This window comes from Micromonospora sp. R77 (assembly GCF_022747945.1).
Lineage (GTDB): Bacteria > Actinomycetota > Actinomycetes > Mycobacteriales > Micromonosporaceae > Micromonospora.
Window position 1 is genome coordinate 3,952,497 of the sequence record NZ_JALDST010000001.1, and the last position, 25,008, is coordinate 3,977,504.

15 protein-coding genes and 2 pseudogenes are annotated in these 25,008 nt (G+C 66.4%); 9 read left to right on the forward strand and 8 right to left on the reverse strand.

Translation table 11 applies throughout. From position 1 onward, the window contains the following. Positions 1 to 16 precede the first annotated feature (16 nt). Positions 17 to 379, reverse strand: a complete 363-nt coding sequence (locus MRQ36_RS18560; protein ID WP_242797188.1) for a hypothetical protein — start codon at positions 377 to 379, stop codon at positions 17 to 19. 360 nt (positions 380 to 739) lie between these two features. On the opposite strand from MRQ36_RS18560, the gene MRQ36_RS18565 reads away from it, so the two are divergent. The 8 genes and pseudogenes from MRQ36_RS18565 to MRQ36_RS33990 all read left to right on the forward strand — a co-directional run bounded on the left by MRQ36_RS18565 (position 740) and on the right by MRQ36_RS33990 (position 16,918). Further along, positions 740 to 1,114 carry a hypothetical protein gene (locus MRQ36_RS18565; protein ID WP_242797190.1) on the forward strand — a complete coding sequence of 125 codons (375 nt, stop codon included), beginning with the start codon at positions 740 to 742 and terminating at the stop codon, positions 1,112 to 1,114. A gap of 657 nt (positions 1,115 to 1,771) precedes the next feature. After that, on the forward strand, positions 1,772 to 7,240 hold the full coding sequence (locus MRQ36_RS18570) for an AAA domain-containing protein (protein ID WP_242797192.1): 5,469 nt from the start codon (positions 1,772 to 1,774) through the stop codon (positions 7,238 to 7,240). A 36-nt stretch (positions 7,241 to 7,276) separates the two neighbouring features. Beyond that, entirely contained in the window at positions 7,277 to 9,115 is a 1,839-nt protein-coding gene (locus MRQ36_RS18575; protein WP_278187545.1) for a DUF262 domain-containing protein, read from the forward strand. 814 nt (positions 9,116 to 9,929) lie between these two features. Then, on the forward strand, positions 9,930 to 10,751 hold the full coding sequence (locus MRQ36_RS34475) for a hypothetical protein (RefSeq protein WP_374251153.1): 822 nt from the start codon (positions 9,930 to 9,932) through the stop codon (positions 10,749 to 10,751). Then, positions 10,688 to 11,098, forward strand: a pseudogene (locus MRQ36_RS34480) (restriction endonuclease); the annotation flags it as partial. The gene MRQ36_RS34475 and the pseudogene MRQ36_RS34480, both read left to right, overlap by 64 nt. Positions 11,099 to 11,349: 251 nt before the next feature. Further along, positions 11,350 to 12,963 (forward strand): ATP-binding protein, encoded by a 1,614-nt coding sequence (locus MRQ36_RS18580; RefSeq protein ID WP_242801215.1) that lies wholly within the window; start codon positions 11,350 to 11,352, stop codon positions 12,961 to 12,963. A 74-nt stretch (positions 12,964 to 13,037) separates the two neighbouring features. Continuing rightward, on the forward strand, positions 13,038 to 13,946 hold the full coding sequence (locus MRQ36_RS18585; RefSeq protein WP_242797195.1) for a PD-(D/E)XK motif protein: 909 nt from the start codon (positions 13,038 to 13,040) through the stop codon (positions 13,944 to 13,946). Next, positions 13,943 to 16,918, forward strand: a complete 2,976-nt coding sequence (locus tag MRQ36_RS33990; RefSeq protein WP_242797197.1) for a Z1 domain-containing protein — start codon at positions 13,943 to 13,945, stop codon at positions 16,916 to 16,918. The genes MRQ36_RS18585 and MRQ36_RS33990 overlap by 4 nt, the downstream gene beginning before the upstream one ends. Before the next feature lie 362 nt (positions 16,919 to 17,280). Here MRQ36_RS33990 and MRQ36_RS18595 read toward each other — a convergent pair. Further along, positions 17,281 to 17,520, reverse strand: a pseudogene (locus tag MRQ36_RS18595) (transposase family protein); the annotation flags it as partial. Positions 17,521 to 18,099: 579 nt separating this feature from the next. Beyond that, entirely contained in the window at positions 18,100 to 18,540 is a 441-nt protein-coding gene (locus MRQ36_RS18600) for a very short patch repair endonuclease (RefSeq protein ID WP_242797199.1), read from the reverse strand. A 61-nt stretch (positions 18,541 to 18,601) separates the two neighbouring features. Here MRQ36_RS18600 and MRQ36_RS18605 point away from each other — a divergent pair, with 61 nt between their 5' ends. After that, a complete protein-coding gene (locus MRQ36_RS18605) occupies positions 18,602 to 19,381 on the forward strand; it encodes a transposase family protein (protein WP_242801217.1) in 780 nt (259 codons plus the stop codon). 122 nt (positions 19,382 to 19,503) lie between these two features. On the opposite strand, the gene MRQ36_RS18610 is transcribed toward MRQ36_RS18605, so the two are convergent. The 5 genes from MRQ36_RS18610 to MRQ36_RS18635 form a co-directional block, all read right to left on the reverse strand. Beyond that, positions 19,504 to 20,211, reverse strand: coding sequence for a GIY-YIG nuclease family protein (locus tag MRQ36_RS18610; RefSeq protein WP_242797200.1), 708 nt, complete (start codon positions 20,209 to 20,211; stop codon positions 19,504 to 19,506). 58 nt (positions 20,212 to 20,269) lie between these two features. After that, on the reverse strand, positions 20,270 to 21,448 hold the full coding sequence (locus MRQ36_RS18615) for a DNA cytosine methyltransferase (protein ID WP_242797201.1): 1,179 nt from the start codon (positions 21,446 to 21,448) through the stop codon (positions 20,270 to 20,272). Positions 21,449 to 21,596: 148 nt separating this feature from the next. Then, entirely contained in the window at positions 21,597 to 22,592 is a 996-nt protein-coding gene (locus tag MRQ36_RS18620) for a DUF4928 family protein (protein WP_242797202.1), read from the reverse strand. A 420-nt stretch (positions 22,593 to 23,012) separates the two neighbouring features. Continuing rightward, on the reverse strand, positions 23,013 to 23,810 hold the full coding sequence (locus MRQ36_RS18630; protein WP_242797203.1) for an inositol monophosphatase family protein: 798 nt from the start codon (positions 23,808 to 23,810) through the stop codon (positions 23,013 to 23,015). Beyond that, positions 23,807 to 24,913 (reverse strand): DUF5919 domain-containing protein, encoded by a 1,107-nt coding sequence (locus MRQ36_RS18635; RefSeq protein WP_242797204.1) that lies wholly within the window; start codon positions 24,911 to 24,913, stop codon positions 23,807 to 23,809. The genes MRQ36_RS18630 and MRQ36_RS18635 overlap by 4 nt, the downstream gene beginning before the upstream one ends. Positions 24,914 to 25,008: the final 95 nt, after the last annotated feature.

Here is a 25,008-nt window from a genome sequence, read left to right on the forward strand (position 1 = left end):
GGGTCTAGGGGAGGGCTCAGCGCCTGGCCAGTTCGTCTCTGACGGCGTTCACTGCGTGGTCGCGGAGGGATTCAGCCAAGCTCAGTGCAACCTCCGGCGTCTCTTCGCATACGTAGTAGTCATCCCCGGGCACCACTCCGCTTGAGGTGATTGGCAAGGGGGCGGAGTACCGGTCCTCCATCCAGAGCCCGTAGACCACCTCCGGCGCGTGCCCCGCCACCTTCTGCAAAGCGGCCTCATGGATCGACAGCGCTGCCAGGAGCTCGGACGTGGATGCCTGGGTAAGGCGCCGGCCCCGGACCTTCGCCAGTTCCTCGCCCATCGACCAGGCCGCCCAGAGCGGCTTAGCCACGGAGATCACGATGGGCTGTTCGGTCATGTCTTGTCCCTTTCGGACGGTCAGGCTTGATGCGGCCAGCGTATGACCAGCCGGAGGCAGGGCGGTCAGGAGGACTCCTCTCCTGGCCCGGTACTTCACGCACTCACCTCCAGAGGAGGCGGTAAGTGCGAGTGCAAAGTGTTCAAGGAGTGCATAAGTTCGTGTAAGTGTTTTTCCAGCTCAGAGCTGACTTTCGGGCAAGTGCCCGGTGAGCGGTCAAGTGCTGCACTTACGGGGCACTTATCTCTGGCCGCCGACTCCTGGTTGTCCGCGTACTCAGCCCACCACCCAGCGGGAGCGTGCGCTGGTCCGGCGTTGATGCCGCCGTCACATCGGTGGGTGGTATCTCGTCAGGCCAGCATGAGAAGCGTTGTTCGGGTGGTCGCTGGTCTGCTCGGTATCGGGTCGCTGGTGGTGGGGGTCTGGGCGCTGGTCGCGCCCGGCTCGTTCAGCGCGGCGGTCAACTTTCCGCCGAGTGAGCATTTCGTGCACGACGTGGGAGCGTTCCAGCTCGGCATCGGGGCGACGCTGCTGCTGGCGCTGATCTGGTCGGACGGGCTGGCGGTTGCGCTGGGTGGCTACCTGGTGGCCGCAGTCGCGCACACCGTCTCGCACGCGATCGACGGGGAGATCGGTGGCTCGGTGGTCCAGACGGGACTGGTGTTGCTGACGGCAGTGCTCGCCTTGGCGGCGCTGCTGCTGCGGGGACGGCCCAGTTGGAGCCGGCGTCGATAGTGATGACGTGACCTCGTCGATCTTCACCGGTCACCGCTCGCTCGGTACCGCTGAGGTCCCTGAGATAGGGGATCAGGCTCTCCTCAGCAGGCCAGCAGACTGCAGGCGGTCGTAGGCTGCGCTGAATGGGCGGCGGTGCAGAGCCTCGCCTTGGGCCGCTTTGCATCCTCACGCGCTCGATCAGCTCATCGAGCCCACGTCAGTCCCAAATGTCAGGAGGGGTGCGAAGCCGGCACCATACCCAACCACCCTTAGGCCGGACACCCTGCCGAACGTCATGTCGGTCATGCCGTTGGCCAGAGGTGCCCGGGAATATCCCTACTGGACAGCATTTGGATGTCGGATCCCGGACACACCGCCCATACATCGTTGGAGCAGTCTCTATCGATCTGATGGAAGAACCTGCTGGAACGTGCGGCTGACGTCACCGTCCCGGCTTGAAGTTGTGGCGATCGGGGGATCCCGTCGACAGGACTCGTGCAGGTAGGGTGCGAGGACCGCCAGTGGGGAGGTGGGGAGTGACGCGCGTCGGGCTCGAGTGCGAGCAATCGTCGTCGGATTCAGGCAGCTGGACTTTCTCCCGGGCACGATCTGATGCCGACCCATGAGGTCTGTTGGCCGTCAGGTTCCACCTGCTCCAAGCGCCGAAGGTGATCCATGTTCTCCCGCTCCACGTCCTCGGTCGAATCGCCTGCGCTGATCCTCGACCGGGCCACCTCGTTGGTCGACTATCTGATGGCCGTGCGAGCGCAGATGGAGAAACCCGCCCGGACCGTTCCTACCGGGGGCGCCTTCTGGCAGCATGCGTTCCCGACCCATCCAGCCTGCGAGGTGGGCGTCTCCGCCGACGGCACCAGCTGGCTGCGGGTGGGACTGCCCGCACCGGCCCGGTCCCTGCGGACACCCACGCAGTTCGCGGCCCACCTGAACGGTCCAGTGTCGTACGACGCGGAGCCTCGACTGGTCGGCCCGGAGGCGGAGACCGAGCCTCTGCAAGCCGGCTTCGAGGCGTGGCGGGAGCAGGAGTGGCGGCCGTGGGCCAGGCAGGCCCGGCGGATCGAGGACGTACGCCGGCTGCACCGCAGCCTGTTCGACCTGAAGCACCGTGTCGACATGAACGCCGCCACCGACGAACTCGTCTGGGGTCACGGCGTCATCCGGGCCAAGGTGGCAGGCCACCGGGTCCACTATCCGCTGGTCGTCACCCCGGTGGCGATCGAGTTCGACGCCGACCGGTCCCTGGTCACGGCGGTGCCGCAGGGTGCGGCCCGGTTGCAGACCGACCCGCTGAGCGGGCTCGACGAGCGCTACCTCGCTCAACTGCTCGCCCTGGCCGGATCCGGCGGCCAGCTCGACCTCGACGTGTGGGACGAGTTCACCCGGCGGGAGTTCCTCGAACGTGCACTACGCCGCCTCGGCCAGGACCCGGTCGTCCGGGACGCCGACCAGCCCGCTCCCGCCGGGCCGCATGTGCACGACACCGGCGTGCTGTTCATTCGTCCTCGGCAGCGGATGCTTCGCCGCTTTCTGGAGCAGCTGCGCGCCCGGCTGCTCGCCGGCGACGACAGCAGCATCGGTGCGCTGGCCGCGATCCTCGCGCATGAACCCAGCAAGCTGCTGATGCCGCAGGACCAGCCGGAACGCTGGGCGCCGCTGGGCGAGCGCCTGCTCATGCCGCTACCCACCAACGAGGCGCAGGAATCGATCGCCCGTCGCCTCGCCCAGCACCGCAACGTCGCCGTGCAGGGCCCGCCCGGCACTGGCAAGACGCACACCATCCGCAACCTCATCTGCCATCTGATGGCGCACGGCAAACGGGTGTTGGTGGTCGCGCAGAAGGAGGACCCGCTGCGGGTCCTGCGCGACGGCCTGCCGCAGGAGATCCAGTCGCTCTGCCTGGCCGTGCTGGGCCGCTCCACGGACCAGCTCGTGCAGCTCCAACTGGCCGCTCGGGAACTGTCCGACCGCGGCGCCACCCTGGACCGCAGGGGTGAACAGCAGCGGGTGGACCGGCTGCGCCGCCAGCTCGAAAAAACCGAACGCGACCTGGGTCAGGCCCTCGGCGGCCTGCGCACGATGGCCGAGAACGAGGCCGCCCACCACGAGATCGACGGCATCCGGCTCTCCCCGAGCGACGTCGGCGTCTGGCTGCGAGAACGGGCCGACCGCTACGGTGACATCCCCGACGACCTGCCACCGCATCTCGCCCCGCCACTGAGCGGCGACGAGTTCACCGAGCTACTCGACATCGCTCGGCGTACGACCAAGCAGGATCGGCTGCAAGCACTGCGAGACCTGCCGACGGCGGCTGACCTGCCATCGGCGGCGGCGGTCCTGGCCAACCGGGGACGGCTGGAGGAGGCGACCCGAGAGCTGAATCAGCTCGCCGCCGCCGGCGTGGCCCTGCCGCAGGTCCGCGCCTTCGGCCCACAGCCCCTGGACGACCTCGCCGCGCAGCTGCGCGAATCGCTGACATTGCTGGCTGCGCGGGAAAACTCCTGGACCGACCGGCTCGGCACCCTGCTTCAGGCCGACCCTCACTGGCACCAGCTCTGGTACGACCATGTCCAGGCCTGCCAGCGGGCCCTCGGCGAGCTGACCGCCGCGACCCGGGTCATCGCCGGCCACCAGGTGACCGTGCCCGATACGCAGCTGGCCGAGCCGCGTCGGCTGCTCGCCCAGCTTGGTGATCTGCGGCAACGCTTCGCCGCAGGCAAGGCTGTCAGCCGGCTCTTCCAGGCCACCCTGGCCAAGCTCGCCGCCGAATGCCTCATCGACGGTGAAATCCTGCGCACCTGCAACGACGTCGACATCGTCGTCGCCTACGTCGGCCGGCAGCGGCTGCGCCAAGAGCTGACCACCCGCTGGCAGGAGTGGACCCAGCCGCTCGAGCTTCCCGTCCCGGCCGGTGTCCACCCCGAGACGTGGGCCGGCCGGCTGCTCGCCCAGGCCGAATCCGCCCTCGACTGGGACCGCCGCCGCTGGCCGGCGCTGCACGCCACGCTGCGCGGGCTGCTCCCCACCATCGCGGCCACCGTAGACACCCGGCGGCTGACCGCCATCACCGATCTTGTCGCCCGCAGCGCGACCGTATTCGCCCGAGATCAGCTGGTCACCGCCGAGCGTGAACTGGCCGCTGCGATCGAGGCTGGCATGTCGGGTACGGAGGCCAGCGAGCTCTGGCGGCTACTCGACGTGAGCCGTCGGAGGGCCGACCTCGACGGCTGGGACGCCTGTCTGGACGAGGTGCGCAGGCTCGCCGCCCTGCGCCCCGACGCCGAGCGCTTCCGCGACCTGTCGGCCCGGCTCCGCGACGCTGCACCCGGCTGGACTGCGACCATCGACGACGGCACCGCGCCCGCGCTCGCCGGCAGCGGCGCCGACTGCCTGCACCGCTGGCAGTGGCGGCAGGCGCAGACCTGGTTCGACACCGTCGTCGGCAGCGTCGACCCGGTCGCCCTCGGCCGGCGCATCGAGCAGACGCGGGAACGGATCCGCCGCCTCACCCAGGAACTCGTCGTCGCATCGTCCTGGCTGGAGGTCTCCAAGGCCCTCGACGACCGCCGCCGGGCCGCGCTCGCCGACTGGACCACCGCGCTGCGTAAGATCGGAAAGGGTACGGGGAAGAACGCCGCCCAGTGGCAGGCGCACGCCCAACGGGCGATGAGCGCGGCTGTGGACGCCGTACCGGTCTGGGTCATGTCGGTGGACCGGGCCATCGAGCAGTTCGCCGGCGGTGCCCAGTTCGACGTGGTGATCGTTGACGAGGCGTCCCAGGCGGACATGTTCTCGCTGCCCATCCTCAGCCTCGCCGAACGTGCCGTCGTCGTCGGCGACGACCAGCAGATCGGCCCCCAGCTGTCGTTCGTCGGCACCGTCAACGGTCTGATCAACTCGCACCTGGTCGATGTGCCGTCGGCGGAACACTTCGACCCGGAGAGCAGCCTCTACGACCACGCGGTCCGCCGCTCACCCGAGCGCATTCTCCTCACCGAGCACTTCCGCTCCGTACCGGCGATCATCGGTTTCTCCAGCCAGACCTACTACGGCGGCGAGATCGAGCCGCTGCGCACGGACCGCCCGGCCGGCATCGGCGACCCGGTGATCGCCGTGCACGTGCCCGAGGGCATCCGGCAGGACCTGACCGCCTACGGCAACGTCAACGTCGCCGAGGCCGACGCCCTGGTCGACCGGGTCGCGGCAATCGTCGCCAATCCTGCTTACGCGGGTCGGACCATCGGCGTGGTCAGCCTGCTCAGCACCAGCGGTCAGGCCCTCTATCTGCTCACCCGGATCCGCGAGGCGGTCGGCGAGGAGGAGATGGAACGCCGGCGGCTGCGCGTCGGCGACTCGTACACCTTCCAGGGTGACGAACGCGACATCGTGCTGCTGTCCCTGGTGGTGTCCCCGCATCAGGGGCCGGTGTCGGCGTTCACCAAGCGCGACCACCACCGGCGGGTCAACGTTGCCGCCTCCCGGGCCCGGGACCAGCTCTGGGTCTTCCACTCGGTGCAACCCGCCGACCTGCGCGAGGACGATGCCCGCGGACTGCTGCTGACCTACTGCCAGAACGTCACCGCCGCCGACGAGGCGTACGACCACCTGGAGAAGCGCTGCGACAGCGACTTCGAACGCGAGGTGCTGCGCCGTGTCCTGCGTCGCGGCTACCGACCGCTGCCGCAGTTCCGCATCGGCAGCTACCGGATCGACTTCGTGCTGCCTGCCCCGGACGGCCGCCGCCTCGCCATTGAGTGCGACGGAGACGCCTACCACGGGCCGGAGCGGTGGGAGAGCGACATGCGCCGGCAGGCGGTGCTGGAGCGGGTCGGCAACTGCGTGTTCGTGCGGATCCGGGGGAGTGTGTTCAGCCGGGACCCGGAGGCGGCGCTGGAGCCGCTGTGGCAGCGGATCGAGGAGTTGGGCATCGGGGTGGCCGCTCCTCAAGTGATCGCCGCCGAGGTCGTGGCGCCCACGCCACCTGCTGCGGCGTCGGAGCCAGGGGCCGTCGAGCCGTTCGTCGAGGCCGAGCCGCCGGTGCCCGTCGTGGTCGAGGTCGTCCAGCAGCCGCCCGTCGTGGTCGAGGCGGTCCCGCAGCCGTCCGCGCCGGCCCCGGTACCGCCGCGCCAGGCGGAGGAGGACCGGGCGGTGGTCGTACCGTCGGCGAAGCCGGAACCGGCGACGGCCGCGCGGCCGGCCGACGAGCTGGCAGACGACGGTAGGGTGCCCGTGCCCGTCGGCTACCGCAACGTCGCCTGGCTGCGGCCCTACGAGGCGGTGGCCGCGATGGACAGCTATCAGCACTGCCGCGACGTGCCGATCCGGCACGAGGGCAAGGTGCTCGGTTGGGCCCGCTACTACGACAGCGCGTCCCCGGAGGCCCGCAAGTATCGGGCGAACGTCCGCGTCGAGCGGGCCCACCCGACGGGCGCGCGGCTGGTCTGCTGGGTACGTCCGCACGAGGCGAAGACCGTCATCGGCGCAGCCTCGATGAAGCGGGACATGCCCGTGGAGGACAGCCGAGGCCGGCACGCTGGCCTGGTGCAGTACTTCCCCGCGGCCAGCTCCGCCGCCGTCCGGTTCCGCAGCGTCACCCGACTGCTGCGCCTCACCGGCGGCGACGCCCCCGCCAGCCCCGCGCCCGGCGCTGCAGCGCCAGCCGCCCCTGGACCCGCTGTCACCGGGCCCACCGGCGCGGTCCCGGCGGCTCGGGAGGCGACAAACGGCCGGGCGTTGGAGGAGTCGCTGCGGCGGGCGATGGCGCGCGCCTACGACCGGGCGGAGGAGCTGCCGGACGAGGCGGAAAGCGAGACGGCGGACCGGCGGGCGTTGGAGGCCGCGTTTCACGACGCGATGGTGCGCACCTACGAGCGGGCCCGCGACGAGGCGCACTACCACGCGGCGCTGCTGCTGCGGTTGGTGACGGACAAGGGTGGGCTGGCCACCGCCCGGCAGTTGCTGCACCACCCGGTGGTCTCGGACGGGTTCACCGCGCTGTGGGAGCGCGGACGGGTGGACCTGACCGCGGAGGCGGTGGTGATTCGGCCGCGCTTCCGGGCGCTGTTCACCGAGGAAGAGCTGGCGATCGCCAGCAGTCGAGTGGTGGACGCGTCCGCGCAACTGCCGTAAGTCAGATCGGCACCGTATGAGCAGGGGAGAGAGTGCATGAAGGCGGATACCGTCCAGCTTGTTCACATCTTCGGGACCGACCGACGGCATGTGATCCCCGTATTCCAGCGCCCGTACGTCTGGGAGCAGGAACGCAACTGGGTGCCGCTGTGGTCGGACGTCCAGGCGGCGGCGGAGGAGGTGGAGAAGGAGATTAGCGGCCTGCCGGATCCCTTTGCGGGTTCCCCGCGTACACACTTCCTCGGTGCGATCGTGCTAGAGCGGATGCCGCCGGCGCCGGGCCGGATCACGGCAATGAACGTGATCGACGGGCAGCAGCGGTTGACCACCCTCCAGGTGCTGCTTGCCTCCTGCTGGGTCGCGGCTCGGGAACAGTCCGCCGACAAGGCCGAAGGGCTGTTGAGGCTGCTGCTCAACAACACCGAACAACTCGTCCACCCGGACCACCCGTACGAGCGATACAAGGTGTGGCCGTCGCTGTCGGATCGAGTCGCGTTCAAGGCGCTCTTCGCTGCGGCGCTCCCCGCCTACAAGACCGACGAGCACCGGCTCATCGCCGCCCGCCGCTACTTCGACGGCGAGCTGAGCATCTGGTTCGCCGCAGCCGAGGACCCGGTCCGGCGTGCCGACGCGCTGGTCATCGCGCTGCGGGAGCGCCTGGGTCTGGTGGAGATCCAGTTGGAGGCGCACGACGACGCCCAGGTCATCTTCGAGACCCTCAACGATCGCGGCACCCGGCTGCGCGCCTCCGACCTGGTGAAGAACACCCTGTTCCGGGTGGCCGAGCAGCAGGGCCAGGACGTGACCGAGCTGCACCAGGAGCACTGGCTGCCGTTCGAGACGGCGTGGTGGGGCGAGGCCGTTACCACCGGCCGGATCAAGCGGGCGCGCATCGACCTGCTGCTGTCGTACTGGCTGTCCATCCGAACCGGGCAGGAAGTGCCGGTGGATCGCCTCTTCGCCGACTTCCGCCGCTGGCTGGCGGACAAGAAGCCGTCTGCCGCGTCGGTCCTCGCTGACCTGGCACACCACGGGCGGGCTATGCGGCGGATGGAGAGCCTGCCCGGCACCGACCCGACCGGTCGACTGCTGCAGGTGCTCGACCTGCTGAACACCACCACGCCGATGCCGCTCCTGCTGCACCTGCAGGCCCGAGACGGGGTCAGCGAGGCCCAGCGGGCCATCGCCGCGACCGCGATCGAGTCCTTCCTCGTCCGCAGATTCGTCTGCGGCCTGACCACCAAGGACTACAACCGGCTGTTCCTGTTGATGTTGCAGGGCCTCCGAGAGGCCGACGACGCGGTCGCGGGCGAGGTGCTGCGCGACCAACTCGCTGAGCAGACCGCCGACTCGCGGTATTGGCCGGACGACAGCGAACTCAAGGCTGCGGCGCTGGGTCGAAACCTCTACCGGCAGCTCCGCGGCCCGCGGCTGCGAGTGCTACTGGGCGGGCTGGAGGCGCAGCTGCGGGGCGAGAAGTCGGAGCTGACCTTCACTCCCGCTCAGGCGGACAAGTTGAGCGTCGAGCACCTCCTGCCGCAGCAGTGGACGCAGCACTACCCGTTGCCTGCCGACTGCCCGGTGGAACAGGCCAAGGAGCACCGCGAGGGCTTCATCCACAGGCTCGGCAACCTCACCCTGACCACGACGAAACTCAACTCGTCGATCAGCAACGGGCCGTGGTCGCAAAAGCGGATGGAGCTCAACAAGCACGCGGTGCTGCTGCTCACCTCGGCCAGCGTCCTTCAGGTGCCGAGCGGAGTGCCCGCCGACATCATCCCGAACTGGTCGGCACAGTGGACCGAGGACCACATCCTGATCCGCACAACGGTCCTGGCCGACCTTGCCTGCGCCGCCTGGCCTCGGGCGAGCTGACCAGTTGGCGGCGCTGCCTGCCGTCGCCCGGCGGTAATCAGCCGCCGTTCGGTCAGGGCTGTTGGCTAATCGACGGTTCCGACGGCGGACAGTGTCGTCCAACAATCTGAAAATCCCCATTTCTCGTAGCTCGTGCGGGGGGTGGGACTCGCTAGACTTCGGGGGTGGCGATGGTGGGACGAAGAGGCATTGGCGATTTCTACGCCGACGCCGCAGGCCGCGTCGCGGAAGTAGCCGGGTACGAATGGGAAAACGACGATCGTCCCGACCGCACTCCCAACGTATGGCTCGACCAGCTGGTCTCGTCGCCCGCTGCGCAACGCAACGGCGCGGTGCTGGGCCGGGCGACGAAGAGCGGGTCAGGCCAGCGAAAAACGTCGAATGGCGCGACGGCTAAGGCGAAGAGGGCCGCCACTTCCCGTCATTGCGAAAATGTTCCAGAGCGTGCAGACGGCAGACCTTTTCGAGCTAGACCGTACGCCCGTTGCTGTGGCTGGACGATTGCTGGCTGCGGCATGACGGGCACCTCCCTCCGAACCGCGACCACCCGTTCTCTTTGGAGCTTCGGCGGCCTAAACGCCAACGTTTTTTGTGATCACTCGTACGTGACGGGGCACCTTAGCGCTGAAAACTCGATCCGGCGAGCCGATCACCGGGCGAATTCGCTGGTAAGGGGTGCGAGCGGGACGATCAAACCAGCTTTAAAGCGACGTTTTTCGGTGCGATTCGCCCGCATCGGTCACCCATCGGCTGACGCCACCCACGCTATCCCCGCGGGCAAATCGTACGGTGGCCTGCCATGACAGTATCGCCGATGGTCGTGCCCTTTCATTCCTTACAGGACGCGGATCTCATCGTTGACGCGGTGTATAAAGGTGGACTAAGGGGATCCGTTGCCGATGATCCCTTAGGTCGTCTACTCCCGGTCGGGAACCAGGGCGGATTCCGATATGCAGGCTCACCGCTTCGAGGTTCCGTACGGCTAGTCGTGCTTTACACGTCCGGAGTTGAGCCCGACTGGCCGGACGTACTCGACGAACAAACGGGAGAGTTCACCTACTTCGGTGACAACCGGCACCACGGCCGCGAGCTACATGGCACGCCTCGCCGTGGGAATATCCTTCTGCGAGACGTCTTTGCCGCTTGTCACGGCGACTCCGTTTCCAGACAACGAGTACCGCCGTTCCTCCTGTTCGCTAAAGCAGCTACTGGTGGTCGCGACGTGCTTTTTCGCGGTCTCTTGGCACCAGGAGAACCGACGCTATCGGCCGATGATGATCTCCAGGCTATATGGCGGGGTGCACAGGGAATGCGGTTCCAAAACTATCAGACACGCTTCACCGTACTCGACGCCGGGATAGTCCCGAGAGCCTGGTTGATGGACCTCGTGGCGGGCAGTCCCCTGTCCGATAACTGTCCAGGCGTGTGGCGCGAGTGGGTGCATGGAAGATCGTATAGGCCCATGAAAGCGCCCGCGACTAGAGTTGTCCGCAGTCGAGCCGATCAGGCCCCTAAAATTGGGCCCGATCGGCAAATTCTGGCTGAGATTCATAGCTATTTAGCTCACATGACTTTGAGTACTGTGCTGTTGAACTCTGGCGCATGGTTGCACCGGCGACGGGTTCGGTTGACGTGACTCGAGCTAGCCAAGATGGGGGTCGCGACGCAATAGGAGTCTACAAGATTGGGCCGGCGGCGGATCGCATTTCGGTCGACTTCGCTTTAGAAGCCAAGTGTTACGGCTCGGCCAACTCCGTCGGGGTGACTGAAATGTCGCGCCTGATCTCAAGAATCCGTCATAGGAACTTCGGAGTATTCGTCACGACATCATATTTCAACGAGCAAGTGTACAAGGAGGTGAGGCTCGACCAGTATCCTATTGTAATGATTTGCGGTAGAGATATTGTCGAAATCCTTCGTAGTCACGGATATGCGAGCCTCGAGGCCGTGAAAGACTGGCTGGTGACTCGATTTCCAAGATGATCGACACATCTCGGAACGTTTTGCGGACCGCCGGCGTCCCGCTAAGGATAAGAGGCCGGGATCCCCGTAAGCGCCGTGGCTCCTCCGGCGCATGGATTTGCCGGCGGACGCGAATCGCGCAACCATCCGTGCGCGTAATGAACGGACGGGCCGGTCAGGAAACTTTAGCAACAGGCGTGACGAGCATCCTTTGTGAAGTAGGCTTCCAGGCACTCTGGTAATGATGGAATAGAATCGGCCGATTGGCCGATGTGCGCCGCCGGGTCGATCGGGTAAATTCAAGGTCATCTGCAATGTTGGGGCTGGGCGAAATGCGTTTGCAAGCAGGGTGGACGGGGTCTGAGTTGTCGACGTGGCGGGAAGAAATTCCAACGAGTGGTTCGGTAAGTTTGCCCCCTGACCCGCATGCGCTTGACGGCCTGGGACGCAACCACCGCATCGAGACGGCTTTAGCGGATCTTGTCGACAACGCTATTGACGCGGCTGCGAGCGATGTGGTTATCAGGTTCGTGCAGCGTGGTGGACGTCTATGCTCGCTCTATGTCGCTGACAACGGCCACGGCATCTCCTCCGAGCTTATTGACTCCGCTATGACCGTTGGTGGGCGTCGTGAATACAAAACGGGAAGTCTTGGAAAGTTCGGTCTCGGGATGAAGGCTGCCTCGTTCAGCCAGGCTCGAAACCTGACGGTCTTTAGCCGTTCCAGCCGCGGTGAAATCAATGGTCGTCACTGGTCTTTAGATGACCTTTCGGACTTTCGATGCGACATTGTGCCGACCGACTTTGTCAATGACGAGTTGGATCAGGACTGGGGCTTCAAGGCGGTCGGCGCAGGCGGTCGTACCGTCATCCGTTGGGATGGCGTCGCCGGATTCACCGTGACGGACGACCCAAACCGCGTGCAAGCGTTCTTGACCGCGACGATATCCAAGGTCCTCGACCACCTTGGACTAGTGCTTCACCGATTTCTGGCCCGGGGATCGCTGCGCATAGCGGTCGACGTCGCCGACACAGACCGCTCCGTAGTCGGTGCCCAGTTCGAGGCCGAGCCGATAAACCCGTTCGCTTACCACCACACCGGCCATCCGGATTACCCCAAGACCCTATTGGCGGAACACCACGGCTACCGGCTTGCATTCACCTGCCACGTCTGGCCCGGCCGCTCGAAGTCCCCAAACTTTCGTCTGCCAGGCGGTGCCGTTGAACGACAGGGCCTGTACTTCTACCGAGCCGATCGGCTGTTGCAGGCCGGCGGGTGGGACGGTCTCACCGCAGTCGACCCCCGGCTGCAGCTCGCCCGAGTCGCGATCGACATCAACGACGACGTCGCCGGCCTCTTCTCGATGAACCCCGAGAAGTCACGGGTGACGGTCGGACCTGACTTCGCCTACCTTGCCGAGGCCGCTCGCGACGCAGACGGCGCTCGCATGGCTTCATACCTGCAGGACGCTGAAGCCGCGTACAAACGATCTCGGGAACGCAGCCGAGACCGGCGCAAGATGCTCCCTCCCGGCAAAGGATTCGACCCCCTGATCAGACGGGCGATCGGCGACGAGGTCCCGTTCATCCCCGGCGAGGACCCGATCGACATCAGGTGGCGCCGGTTCCAGAGCCTCGAGCTGTTCACCGTGGATCGCGAGAACCGCACCTTGTGGCTGAATGACCACTATCGCCCAGCCGTGGTGGGAACCGGGCGCGGCGGCCTGAATGATGCTCCGCTCGTGAAGGCGCTGCTCTACCTTCTACTGGAAGACGTGTTCGAGGGCGAGTACCTCGGCGCCAAGGACAAGGACAACATCGCCATGTGGCAGGAGATCCTCACCAGCGCCGCCCGGTCCCAGCATGTCCGCGGCGCAGCCTCATGACCACTGTAAGCCAGCACCTTAGCGTCGCTAGTTTCCGCGAGTACCTCGCTGCCGGCGTCCCGATGGCGCATCGAATGGGCAAGGAACCTCCACTGACCCTCACCATCGATCCGGAGCGTCCCTCAATCACCCTGCAGGGGCCGATTGGCGACCGCGAGGCCGCTCCACGATCGCGCTTGGAACATCTCAGCGTGCGGCCATCCCCCCGCGATCCTGGCTTGCTGCAGGTCGTGATCACAGACCCCTCACTTTTCGTGGACGCCTATCCCGTTCTCTGCGCAATAGCCGATCGAGCCCAACTGGATGGCAATGGGTTCGGAGTCGCCGTCACGGACACCCTTCGGTTGCTCATCCGTTTAACGGAACGCAACCGGTCAATTTCTCGGGATCGGGAGGTGGGCCTCGTAGGAGAACTGCTGACGCTGATTGGAGCCTGCAAACGGCTCGGGCCGCAGGCTGCTGTGTCGGCCTGGCGCGGGCCGCACGGTGAAGAACACGACTTCGCCATCGAGGACCTCGACGTCGAGGTCAAGACAACCGCCTCGGAGCGCCGCGCGCACTGGATCGGCTCGCTTACACAGTTGCAAGCGACACCACCGGCACCGCTGTGGCTGGTCTCCCATCAGCTCACCGAAGCCGGCCGGGGACAGGGATGGACGTTGGGCGAGCTGGTCGCTGCTGCCCGAGGCGCTGCAGCCGGCCCGACCGCGAGCATGGAACTCGACGCCAAACTCGCCGCAGCAGGTTGGGCTGAACCGTTCGATGAGCTGTGCGTCACGCGCTGGCGGCGACGAAGCCCTTCACGCGCCTTCCTCGTGGCCGAAGACTTTCCCAGGCTTACGGCGCATCAACTCGCCGACACGGGATTCGACTACAGCCACGTCACCGACGTCAGATACCGCATCGACTTGACCCAGCATGAAGCAGGCGCGATGGTCCCTGAGCCGCTCGCCGACATCATCGCCACCGAGGTGAACTCGTGACCGAACCTTTCGCGACCAGCTACCGAGAAGCGCTCAAGGCGATGGATCTGCGTGGGCCCCGCCGTCTGCATGCGCTGGCTGCGGCCCTAACAGAGGATTTGTCGATCGAAACCGACGACGACAGCCTCTGCGCCTACCTTGCTGCCGTCGGCCCCAACGACAGCCTCCGCAAAGACCTCGCCGTGCGCCTCGCGACCTGGGACGCCGCCGACGGCAGCAACTGGATTGACGGTACCGAGCACAACACCCCGGAGCGGCGGGCGCGTGTCGTCTCGCTGCTCGGCCTCGGCGAAAAGGCAGCTGCGGTACTCCTCGACGTGGTACCCATCGCGGCGACCGGGGACACCGTCATCGACGGCGAGTGGACACCTTGGTACACCGACAGCGTCCGCCGCGACCGTGACTTCTACTGGGACCACTACCGCAACCACCTACTGCACGCACGCGGCTTTGACCCCAAAGCAGTCGCCGCGCTCGATGCCTCGACGACCAAGGTCGTGGAGCGCCTCGCCGACCCCGCCGGCCCCAAACGCCACCAGGCGAAGGGCCTCGTCGTCGGCTACGTGCAGAGCGGCAAGACCGCGAACTTCACCGGGGTCATCGCCAAGGCCATCGACGCCGGCTACCGGCTCATTATCGTGCTCAGCGGAAGCGCCAACCTGCTACGAACCCAGACACAGCGACGACTCGACATGGAACTCGTCGGCCGCGAGAACCTGCTCCGCGGCATCAGTGAGCACGACACCGAAGCGTTCGACTACCACGCCGACCGAGACTGGCGCGACGGCAAATTCGTTCGGCACGGCGTGCTGCCTTCTGACGCTGGCCAGCCCGACATCGTACGCCTCACTACGCGAGACTTCGACTACCGGAGCCTTCAACAGGGCATCAGCGCCCTTGACTTCGAACGGCCCGAGCGGACGCGGCCGCTGTACGACGAAGTCAATCTCAGAGGTAGCCACGCCCGCCTGGTGGTCGTAAAGAAGAACAACCTCGTGCTGACCAAGCTGGTCAAGGACCTCCGCAAGATCACCACACGTCTCGCCGAGATCCCGGCGTTGATCATCGACGACGAGTCCGATCAAGCGTCGCCCAACACCAGCAATCCCAAGAAGTGGGAGAAAGACCAGAAAGAGCGGACCAGCATCAACCAGCGCCTCAGCGAGCTGCTGACGCTGCTCCCGCGCGCCCAGTACGTCGGCTACACCGCGACGCCGTTCGCCAACGTCTTCGTCGACCCCAGCGACACGGAAGACATCTTCCCAAGCAACTTCATCATCTCCCTAGACCGGCCACCGGGATACATGGGAGCCGCGGACTTCCATGACCTCGACAACAACTTCGACGACACTGAACCCAACTTCGCAAACTCCAAGGAAAAGGCGCACGTACGTCCGCTACCGGACGACCCAGACGACGAGTCCCACCTGCGGCAAGCCATCGATGCCTTCGTGCTGACGGGAGCACTCAAGCTCTACCGGCAGGAGCGAGGTGAGGGATCCTACCGGCACCACACAATGCTGGTCCACCACGCCATGCAACGCGCGGTTCACAGCGACAAAGCAACGGAAGTGCGCAAACTGTGGGAAACCGGTGGCTACTTCGCGCCGGCTAGCGCTGACCGGCTACGCAAGCTGTACGACACAGACATCCGCCAGGTCAGCCAAGCGCTCGCGCAGGGAGATAGCATCCCTAATACCTATGAAGAGCTGACGCCCTACATTGCTCGGACGGTCCGCAACATCAGCGAGGGCGGGGACCCGGTCATCGTCGTCAACAGCGAGAAGAGCCTCGAGAACGAACAGATCGACTTTGATCAGCGCGGAGTCTGGAAGATTCTCGTCGGCGGGAATAGCCTCGCTCGTGGCTTTACCGTCGAAGGCCTGACCATCTCTTACTACCGGCGACTCACCAAACAGCAAGACACCCTTATGCAGATGGGCCGCTGGTTCGGCTTCCGACCGCACTACCGCGACCTCGTCCGCCTCTACATCACCCCGTCCCTGCACGCAGCCTTTGAAGCCAGCTGCCGCGACGAGGAACACTTCCGAACCGAGCTCCGCCGCTACGCCACACCCGTCGACGGCAAGTCCCAGCTCACCCCCGCCCAGGTGCCACCTCTAGTCGCGCAACACCTCGACTGGCTTAAGCCGACAGCAGCCAACAAGATGTACAACGCTGACCTCGCCGAACGCCGATCGCCAGGCATCGCCGTGGAGCCACGACGGTGGCCGTCCGACCCCAAGCTCATCGATTCCAACACCCGAGCGTTCCAGCCACTTCTCGACGCCGCGCAGACCTACGCCCACCTCTACGGCGAGCTGGCCAATGGTGCCAAGCCTGGTAGCGGCGAGCCGGAGAGCGCACCCGAAAGCTGGAACTACCACGCCTGGATCGGCAGAGTCAGTCATCCGATTCTGCTGAGCGTCATGCAATCGCTTCGCCTCGCAACCGACGACGCGCTGAGACCCGATCTGCGGTGGCTCAGCTCGCTCACCCCGGAGCAAATCAGTGGCTGGGTCGTCATCCTGCCGCAGCATAAGGGCCAAACGGCCAACCGGCGAATCCTGGGGCACCACCCAATCAGCGTCCACACCAGGACCCGGCAGAAGCCCGATTATTACGGCGGAATCAGCAAACTCGAACACCGCGGGCCCGGAGAAGTCATCAAACGCGTGCCATCAGAAGACGACAAGGCCGTCAACAACGCGGAGATCGGCGAGGAACAAGCGAGGCGGCATGTTGAGCCCCGATCAGGTTCGCTTCTAATTTATCCGGTTGTTGATCGGGCGAAGGAAAGTGAAGGCTCCCTCCCCGGCCAGACAAACGATGAACTACACCCCCGCCAAGTGACCATGGCGTTCCGTTTGGTTGCGCCCGAATCGGCCGTCGGCGGCGACAAGCGTCTTGTCCTGTTCGAGACCAAGGTGACGTCGCGGCGGAATGCTGCCATTGTGGACAAGCATGTGTAGTGGGCGTGACACAAGGACGCGTCTGCGCCGTGACGCTGGAACTTGCAGTCCCGGCGGCCTCGCCGTCGTGGAGGCTGTCCTCGTCCTGCAAGTCGTCGAAGACGCCAGCTAGCCTCGCCAAATCCGACTGCGGAAGGCTCAGCCGGAGCGAGCGTCGGCCAAGAGGCCTGACAACCTAGGAGCCAGAACGTTGCGAGATAACCGCGACCTGTCGATGTGCGGCGCGCCGTCCGGGTCTTGGAGAACGTTGAGCGGGCTGCAAGGAGTGACCCCGACTATTGCGCCTTCGAGCGCGCATTTTGGATACATTGCCCGTACTCTGCACACGTCCGGCCTGCTACCGCCTTCACAATGAGCCATTTTCATCCTGAGAAGCTTGGGTGCTCCGCGTGGTGGAGAACGTGGACGGCCTGCACGATCGAGGTCGCGCGGTGTGGGCTACAGCGGGTTCTGTCAGGATCTTCCAGGTCTTGAGGGTGGCGCGGCGCGTTCGCCGATGGCGCGGATCCGGGTGTGAGCCCGGTTGACCTTCTTCTGCCAGGCGGCGATTTCCGGCCGGTATCGAGGCTTCTGAAGGGCATCCGCACGTTGCCGCGGGCACCAACGGAAACCCGGATCCTGTCCTTGATTACTGTAGGCACTTGATCGGGCTCGTAGCTGGCTGGCGGCGGGTAGACCTTGAGATTCGCCTTGAAGTTGACCACGGCGAGGAGTAAATGATGGAACTCGCGGGCCAAATCCGGTTCAGGTGCCGTATGGACGCGCTGGGCAAGTCTCTTATTATCGGCCCAAAGCCCAACGGGCCGTCCTTAAGCTTTTCGAGGCGGCCGATCTCGGCCAGGGTAAGCAAGCGCACGCCTCGGATCTTGCCCCATCGGCGGTGCCTACTGGCACCCCCAACCGGTGCGCGAGTGGGTACCAGCGCTGCCGACCCGCAGCAACCGCGGGGTGCCCAGGTGAAGCGGCAGGCAAACCAGGAGGCCGCGGGGCGACCCGCAGCGGACGATGTGAGGGCGCACCTAGCAGCAGGGAAATACCCCCTCCGCGGCAACTTGAGGACGGCGCGAGGGCTGCCCGTCAAGGCGAGAAGCAACCCATAGGCGGTTGGCGGTAGCTAGGCTAAACGGGCTTCGCCCTTCCCTAGGTGTTGCGGAGCGACTGGAAGGCCCTGCCATTGATGCTCATGCTTCATGCGTAGTGAATCCTCGGCGGGCGCGCACCGACTCGGCGATCCGAAGCGCCGCCCCATCTAGGTCCTCGTGCTCCCATACGACGATCAGTAGCCAACCGGCATCCTCGAGGGCTTGGCGGGTCCGTCGGTCGCGGTCCATGTTTCTGGCGAGCTTCTCACGCCAGTATTTGTTGTTTGCCGTCGGCTGTCGGTGGTGCTGTGGGCAGCCGTGCCAGAAGCAGCCGTAGACCTCGACGGCGACGCGGGCTGGGCGGAAGACGATGTCGATCTTGCGGCGCAGATTCGGAAGCGGGTGGGCGCAGACGCGGTAGCGAAGGCCTTTGGCGTGCAGCGCGCGGCGCAGCGCCACTTCTGGGGTGGTGTCGCGGCTGCGGTTGCCCTGCATGGCGCGTCGAGTCGCCGGGCTGGAGGCCCACGACTGCTCTGGCATGTCGTTCACCCTAAAGGACGTCTCGTAACTCGGTGACCGGTCCATGATGGATCATGCCGGGGTGCAGGTGATCTCGGCGGCCAGCCAGGAGTGGATCTTCCCGTTCACCGGGCTGCAGCCTGCCCAGTTCCGCAGGCTGGTCCGGCTGGTTGCCGAGCGTGGCGGGGACGCGATCGCTGATGGTCGGCCGGGCCGGCAGTGGTCGCTCGACCTCGCCGACCGGGTACTGCTGGTGGCCGCGTACTGGCGCACGAACTTGACGATGCGGCAGATCGGCCCGCTGTTCGGGGTGTCGCACTCCGCCGCTCACCGGGTCATCGACACCCTCGGCCCGCTGCTGGCGCTCACCCCGGGACACCGTCGTTGGGTCGACCAGATCACGATCGTCGACGGCACCCTCATCCCGACCCGCGACCGTCGCCTGGCCGCGCCGAGCAAGAACTACCGCTACTCGACGAACCTGCAGGTCGCCATCGACGCCCACACCCGCCTCGTCGTCGCCCTCGGCGACCCGCAGCCCGGCAACCGCAACGACACCATCGTCTACCGCACCTCCGGCATCGACCAGAAACTGGCCGGGCGGCCGGTCATGGCCGACGGCGCCTACCGCGGCAACCCCGAGGTGATCATCCCGTACCGCAAACCCTCCGACGGCAGCGAGCTACCCGCGTGGAAGACAGACCTGAACAAGCAGCACCGCACGGTCCGCGCCCAGGTCGAACACGCTCTGGCCCGCATGAAGAGCTTCAAGATCCTGCGCGACTATCGACGTGCCGCCAGCACATTGACCGACACCGCCGCCGGCATCGCCCACCTGCACAACATCATCCTGCTCGGGTGACACCAACGCCGGTCCCGGGCAACGCCTTCAACGAGTTACGAGACGTCCTTTAGTCAGGACGAGTTTTGAATACCGCCCGGTGCTCGCCGCGCCCAAGGACCCGTCGTCTCGGTCCGCTGCCTTTACCTGTCGAAGAGGTGAGGCGTGTCGTCGTGCTCGAATAACACGCTGCCGACGAGACCGGTGACGTCGATGGCTGAGGGGTCGGGCGTAGGTCGTCCTTCGGCGTAGGCCAGCCGGACGGCGGCGATGTAGGCCAGCCGGACGCCTTGGACAACTAACACCCGTCGCAGACCGTCGGAGACCTCACCCCGCTCGTAGGCGACCGCGGCGAGCCGGGAGATCGTCTCGGCGCGGCGGGCGATGCGGACATCCGGATGCCCCCGCTCACGGCGGGTGGCGTCGCTGATGAGCGGGAACCGCCCGGAGGCGGGCAGGTCGACGGTCGGGGAGACTGGCGGGATCTTCTCGTTGAGGATCGCCTTGAAGCGGCTCTCCCGGATCGCTTTCAGGTACGCGGTGTACTCGACCGCGTTGAGCCTCTGCTGGGCTGGCGCGTATTCCGGGTGTCGTTTACCCGCGACGTCTTCGAACTCCCACAGCGGCCACAATTCCATTTCGGCGACCTCGAAGACGTCGAGGATGCGCATGGCCACCGCGTCGGTGCGCTGGTTGGTCAGGTGCCGTCGTACCCGCACGCGCAACCGCTCGTTGGTTTGCCCCACGTAGATGGGCTCACCGTCGTAATCGTAGAACGCGTAGCAGCCCCAGCGGGCGTCTGCCCAGTGCCGGCCATGCTCGTCCCGTGCGTTGAGCGCCGCGTCCAGCATTCCCCGGAAGTCGCGGACCGCCGGGGCCGGCAGAGAGTTGCGGGCCGGCCGAGGAATGCTAGGCACCCACCACCGCCAGGCGCGGCGACTCCGCGGAGCGGAGCTCGCCGAGCGCGAGCGGCATCAGGTACTCGCGGGCGAGCCACGACACTACTGGCACGCACACCGCGTCGCCGAAGCCGAACAGGGCCTGATTTGTGCGCAGCCCGTCGAGGCGGTAGTCGGCGGCGCCCATCAGCTTGGCGTACTCCCGGGGGGTCATCCACCGTACCCGGACCTTGCCCTGCCCGGCCTCGACCAAGGCTTGCTTCGACGATCCACCTCGCGCTGTGCGCAGGCAGCCGGAGATGTCGTCGGGACGGATCTCCCAGGTCGGCTTCCCGCTGCGGGTGCGCCGGTACGCGGTCCGGCGAGAGATTCCGCGACCCTTGCGCAAGGTTTCCAGTCGCTCGGCCTGGATGGGTGACAGGGAGCTGACGAAGGCTGCTTGACGCTGGTCGTCCCACCAGAGTTCGCTGCTGGGCGGGAGCTTGTCCGCGAGCTCGGTCAAGCCGGTGGTCGTCGGCGGTGGAGGCGCGGGCAGCAAGGCGCGGTGGGTGCGCAGGGTCGGGTCGCCGAATGGCGCCTGTAGCCAGTCCGGCCGCAGTTCGCTGTTGGGGACGGGCTCATCAGCTGGGGGTTCGAGCGCGGCGACGAGGAACAGCCGTGGGCGTGACTGCGGCACGAAGCGGCGGGCGTCGAGTGTGAGGACATCCACCGAGTAGTCGAGATCGTTGAGGGCGCGGATCGCGGCGGCCAGGTCCTCCCCGCCGTGGCTGGTCGCTAGGCCTACGACGTTCTCCAAGGCCACGACGGGCGGCCGTCGGTCGCCCATCTCCCTCAGCACTCGCACGAAATGCCAGAAGGTTCCTGATTCACTTCCGGCGAGGCCGCGTCGCGCCCCGGCCAGGGACAGGTCGGTGCAGGGGAACGAGGCCCAGGCAAGGCTCAGCCCGTCGGCCATCTGCGGGCCTTTGACGTCTGCGATGTCACCGCGCTTGTAGTCGTGCGCGCCTTCGGGGTCGTTGAAGTGGCGGGCGTACATCTCCTTTTTGTCTGGTTCGATATCGTTTGACCAGATGACCTTGAAGCCGGCGTCCTCCAGGCCCAGGCGGACGAGGCCTATGCCAGCGAAGAACTCCGCAGCGGTGGGCTTGGCAGTGCCGACATCGGAAGGGATCAACGCTAGCTGGGTCACGGGCCTAACATTACAAACCGAACGTTGATCCACCAGACAGCGGGCCGCGGCGGGTCGCGCCGCAGGGCCCACGCCCCGGCGGCAGCAGACCATCTGGCGCAGTGAAGATCAGGGCCGACGCCGGCCACGCCGATCTGCCCGGTGACGGCTAGAGGTTCTCGGGCAGCTCTATCAAGAGCGATGGGTCGCTCTCCACCCCGGCGACGCGTCGGTTGTAGGTCTCCAGCAGCAGTCGCAAGCCCGACCGAATGTCCTGCTCGCGAAAGCCAGCCATCTCCTCGACGTTGGTGCCCACGAAGTCTTCCACAGACTGCACAGCCACGTAGTCGCCGAGTCGCGCCAGATCCGCCAGCTGCGCGGCGGCGGCGAGCCTGGTCTCGGGCACGAGCACTCGGGACCGGAATCCAGCCTTCCGGTTCGACTTGCACCGGCCCTCGAACAGGGGCTGACCCGGACTCATCGTCACATGGAACGCCGTGTCGCCCACCAGGAAGTCGCCCGGGCGAGAGGTCTGAACATCAGCGGTTGTGTAGCTGTCGTTGCTGATCTCCAGCTCAGGGAACCGTAGGGCGAGCTTTGCGCCCACGAGGTGCTGCGCCACCGCGCCCGCGGTGTTGCCGCCTCGCTCCTGCGCCGACTTCAGAAGCACGGAGACAACCAGCTTCATCGGCGTCGTCGGCGAAAACTCCGCCTTGATCCGCTGCTTGCCGAAGTACTCAACCTTGATCTGGTCGACGAACCAAGCCTGCAGCGTTCGCGCGACGGCGGCTAGCTCGTCGGGAGGCAGCCGGCGGAGGTCGTCCGAACGGGGGTGTTTGTCCAGCAGTTCGACGATCTCGACGGCGACTTCCTTGGTCATGCGAGAGGTGCGCCCGCCTTCTTTCAGGAAGTCCCGATCCTCGCCGTGCCGGCTCAAGATGTTCTTCGCGGTTGCCCCGCTGGCTCCCTTGACCTGTGAGTCGGCCAGGTAGTCGGATCGTTGCAGAGGGTATTTGGCCCCGACGTATTCCGTCACGTACAGGCCGGCGCAGAACACGTTGGCGTTGATGCCCCCCTTTTTGCCGCGCTTGGTCTCACGCCAGTCCTCGAGCGAAGCGATCAAGTCCTCCGCGATCCGCTTGGCGGTCGCCTGACCTGCGTCCATGATACACCCCCACCGTGCCGGCAACTTGAGCATCTTACGAAGGGCGGGGACTTGTTATGAGCCCTCGCTGCGGCAGGCCTTCGCCCAAGGTCAAGTTAGGGGCGCAAGCCCGATATTTGGCGAGGATCCCAGCATTCAGAGGTGTGGATGCTATCGGGCTGCGTAGAGGCCCCGACAGCTGGCGCTCCGGGGGTGACGGCGGTCCCGCGGCGGGAGGCGGCGGAGGTCGACGTCGATTGTTCGAGGCTGTCGAGGCCGCGGCCCGGGACGGTGGTGGCGAGGCCGGCGAGGGTGAGTGGGCCGGGGTGGCCGGGGAGGTGCCAGACCGGCTGGTCCGTGGTGGCGTCGTCGCGGCTGGCGGTGGCGACGGGCACGGGCACCAGCGTGGTGGTGAGGTGTTGGTGGAGGTGGTGGGTGCCGTTAACTCTCCGTTGAGGCAGACCTCTTGTACACGGCGAGCACCGTCTGGGCGAGCGGCGGCGCGACCGCAAGGGTGGCAGTTGATCGGACGTCATGAGTCGTGCCGTCGTGGTCGAAGACAACCGCGCCGGCTTCACGGGCGATGACGACTCCTGCGGCCATGTCCCAGGCATGGTTGGACAGCGTCAATGCCGCGTCCAGTTTGCCTTCGGCGAGCCACGCCAGGTCGAGAGCCGCGCTGCCGGTCATGCGTACCCGCTGTGCCTCGGCAGCGAGCTGAGCGGTCAGGGCGAGTCGCAGGCGATTCCTGACCTCAGCGTCTAGTCCTACGGCGTAGTCGCCGATGGCAACGATCGCGTCCTTTAGCCTGCTGGTGCTGCTCGCCCTGATCTGCCGGCCGTTGGCGTAGGCGCCGTTGGCCTTCGCTGCGCTGTAGCGCGCTCCGAGGAAGGGCAGCTCGATCACGCCCAGAACGGCTTCGTCCTGATGCACGAGGGCGAGGGAGACGGCACACAGCGGCAGGCCGCGTACGAAGTTGGCCGTGCCGTCGATCGGGTCGAGGACCCAGCGTAGCTCGATCGCCCCGGTCGGTCCGTCCTCCTCCCCGAGGAATCCGATCTCAGGTGTCTCGGCCTGTAGAAACGCGCGTGTCTGGCGTTCGATGGTGTAGTCGAGCTCCGAGGCGAGGTCGCGATCGCCCTTCGCGGTGAGCGTGCCCGGCGGCTGATGCAGCATCGCCTCCGCTGCTTTCCTGACCGCCTCCGTCGCTATGGGCAACAGGTCCGCGTATTCGCTCACACCGCCCGCCCGCGCTGCCACTGTGACTCGAAGACCTGCTCGAACACCGGGTACAGCCCACCGCCCGGATCGCTCTGACCGATGACGAAAGCGGGAGAGTCGACACCGCGGCTGTCCGTCAGGTACGGCTGCACCACGCAGAGATCGTCCACCAGCACGATGTTGAAGCGAGGCGTCTCGTCGTACGTCGCCAGGTTCAGGCTGTCCCGCAGGTTGGCAGGCAGCCGGTCCCGCACCCGCAGCAGAGTTTCGATGTTGAGCTTCGTCAGCGCCGAGAGCTGTCCGATCGGAAAGCCCTCCTCCGCCTCACGAGCCTGGATCGCCGAGCCGGCCGGGTCGAGGAAGAGACAACGAACCTGGGGACCGGCCGTCAGGAGAGCCTGCCAGCTACGGTCCGCGTAGTCCTGGCAGAGCATGTTGAGGGAAAGACCGAGCGCCCGGATGTTCCTGGCTCCGTCGAAGAGCTGATCCGCCGACAGGCGCGCGGAGAGTTGAGACCGGCTGGGGTAGACCGCCGTCAGACCGGCCATCCCCTGAGGGCATGCCGGGCGATCGTCCAGAGCATCGAGGGCGAGCATCACGTCGCCGGGTGGGGTTTCGCTCGTCTCCCATCGCAGCACCATTTCGGCGGTAGGACGCCAGCCGAGCGACACTGCCAGCGCCTCGGCGAACTCGTCGGGCGTGTGACCGGCGGAGGCGCGAGCCGCTGCCACTCGTTGGCGTGCCATCAGTCCCAGGTTTGACCGTCCGGGATCGGGCACTGTTCGTGGCTCGTTGGCGCTGAGCGCGGCGATGAAGCGGTCGCGGGCCTCGTGGGCTGTCTTGGTCAGGGCGGTGTCGAGCGCCGCCTGCATCTCTGGTCGCGGGCAGACCCGGTCCTGGCCCGCCTCCCACTTCGACACGGTCCGCTCGGCGACGCCGAGGTGCGACGAGAAGTCCCGGATGCTCATCCGAAGCGCCTGGCGTAGGGCGCGTGTCTCCCGGCCGGTCCACCGGTGCACGGTCGTCATCGTGCCGCCTTCGGTCACGTCGAGATCGGTTCCCGGGCAGCCTACCGCCAGTCGGTGCAGCGCAGTTACCGGTGAGGTGCAGTGCGTAGTCATGTTACGGGCGCAGCTCCTTGACCAGGGTGGATGCATGGCCCGGGGCGGGTGCTGGGCTCCGGCCGGCCGTTTCCCCGTCGGCATCGGCCGTCCCC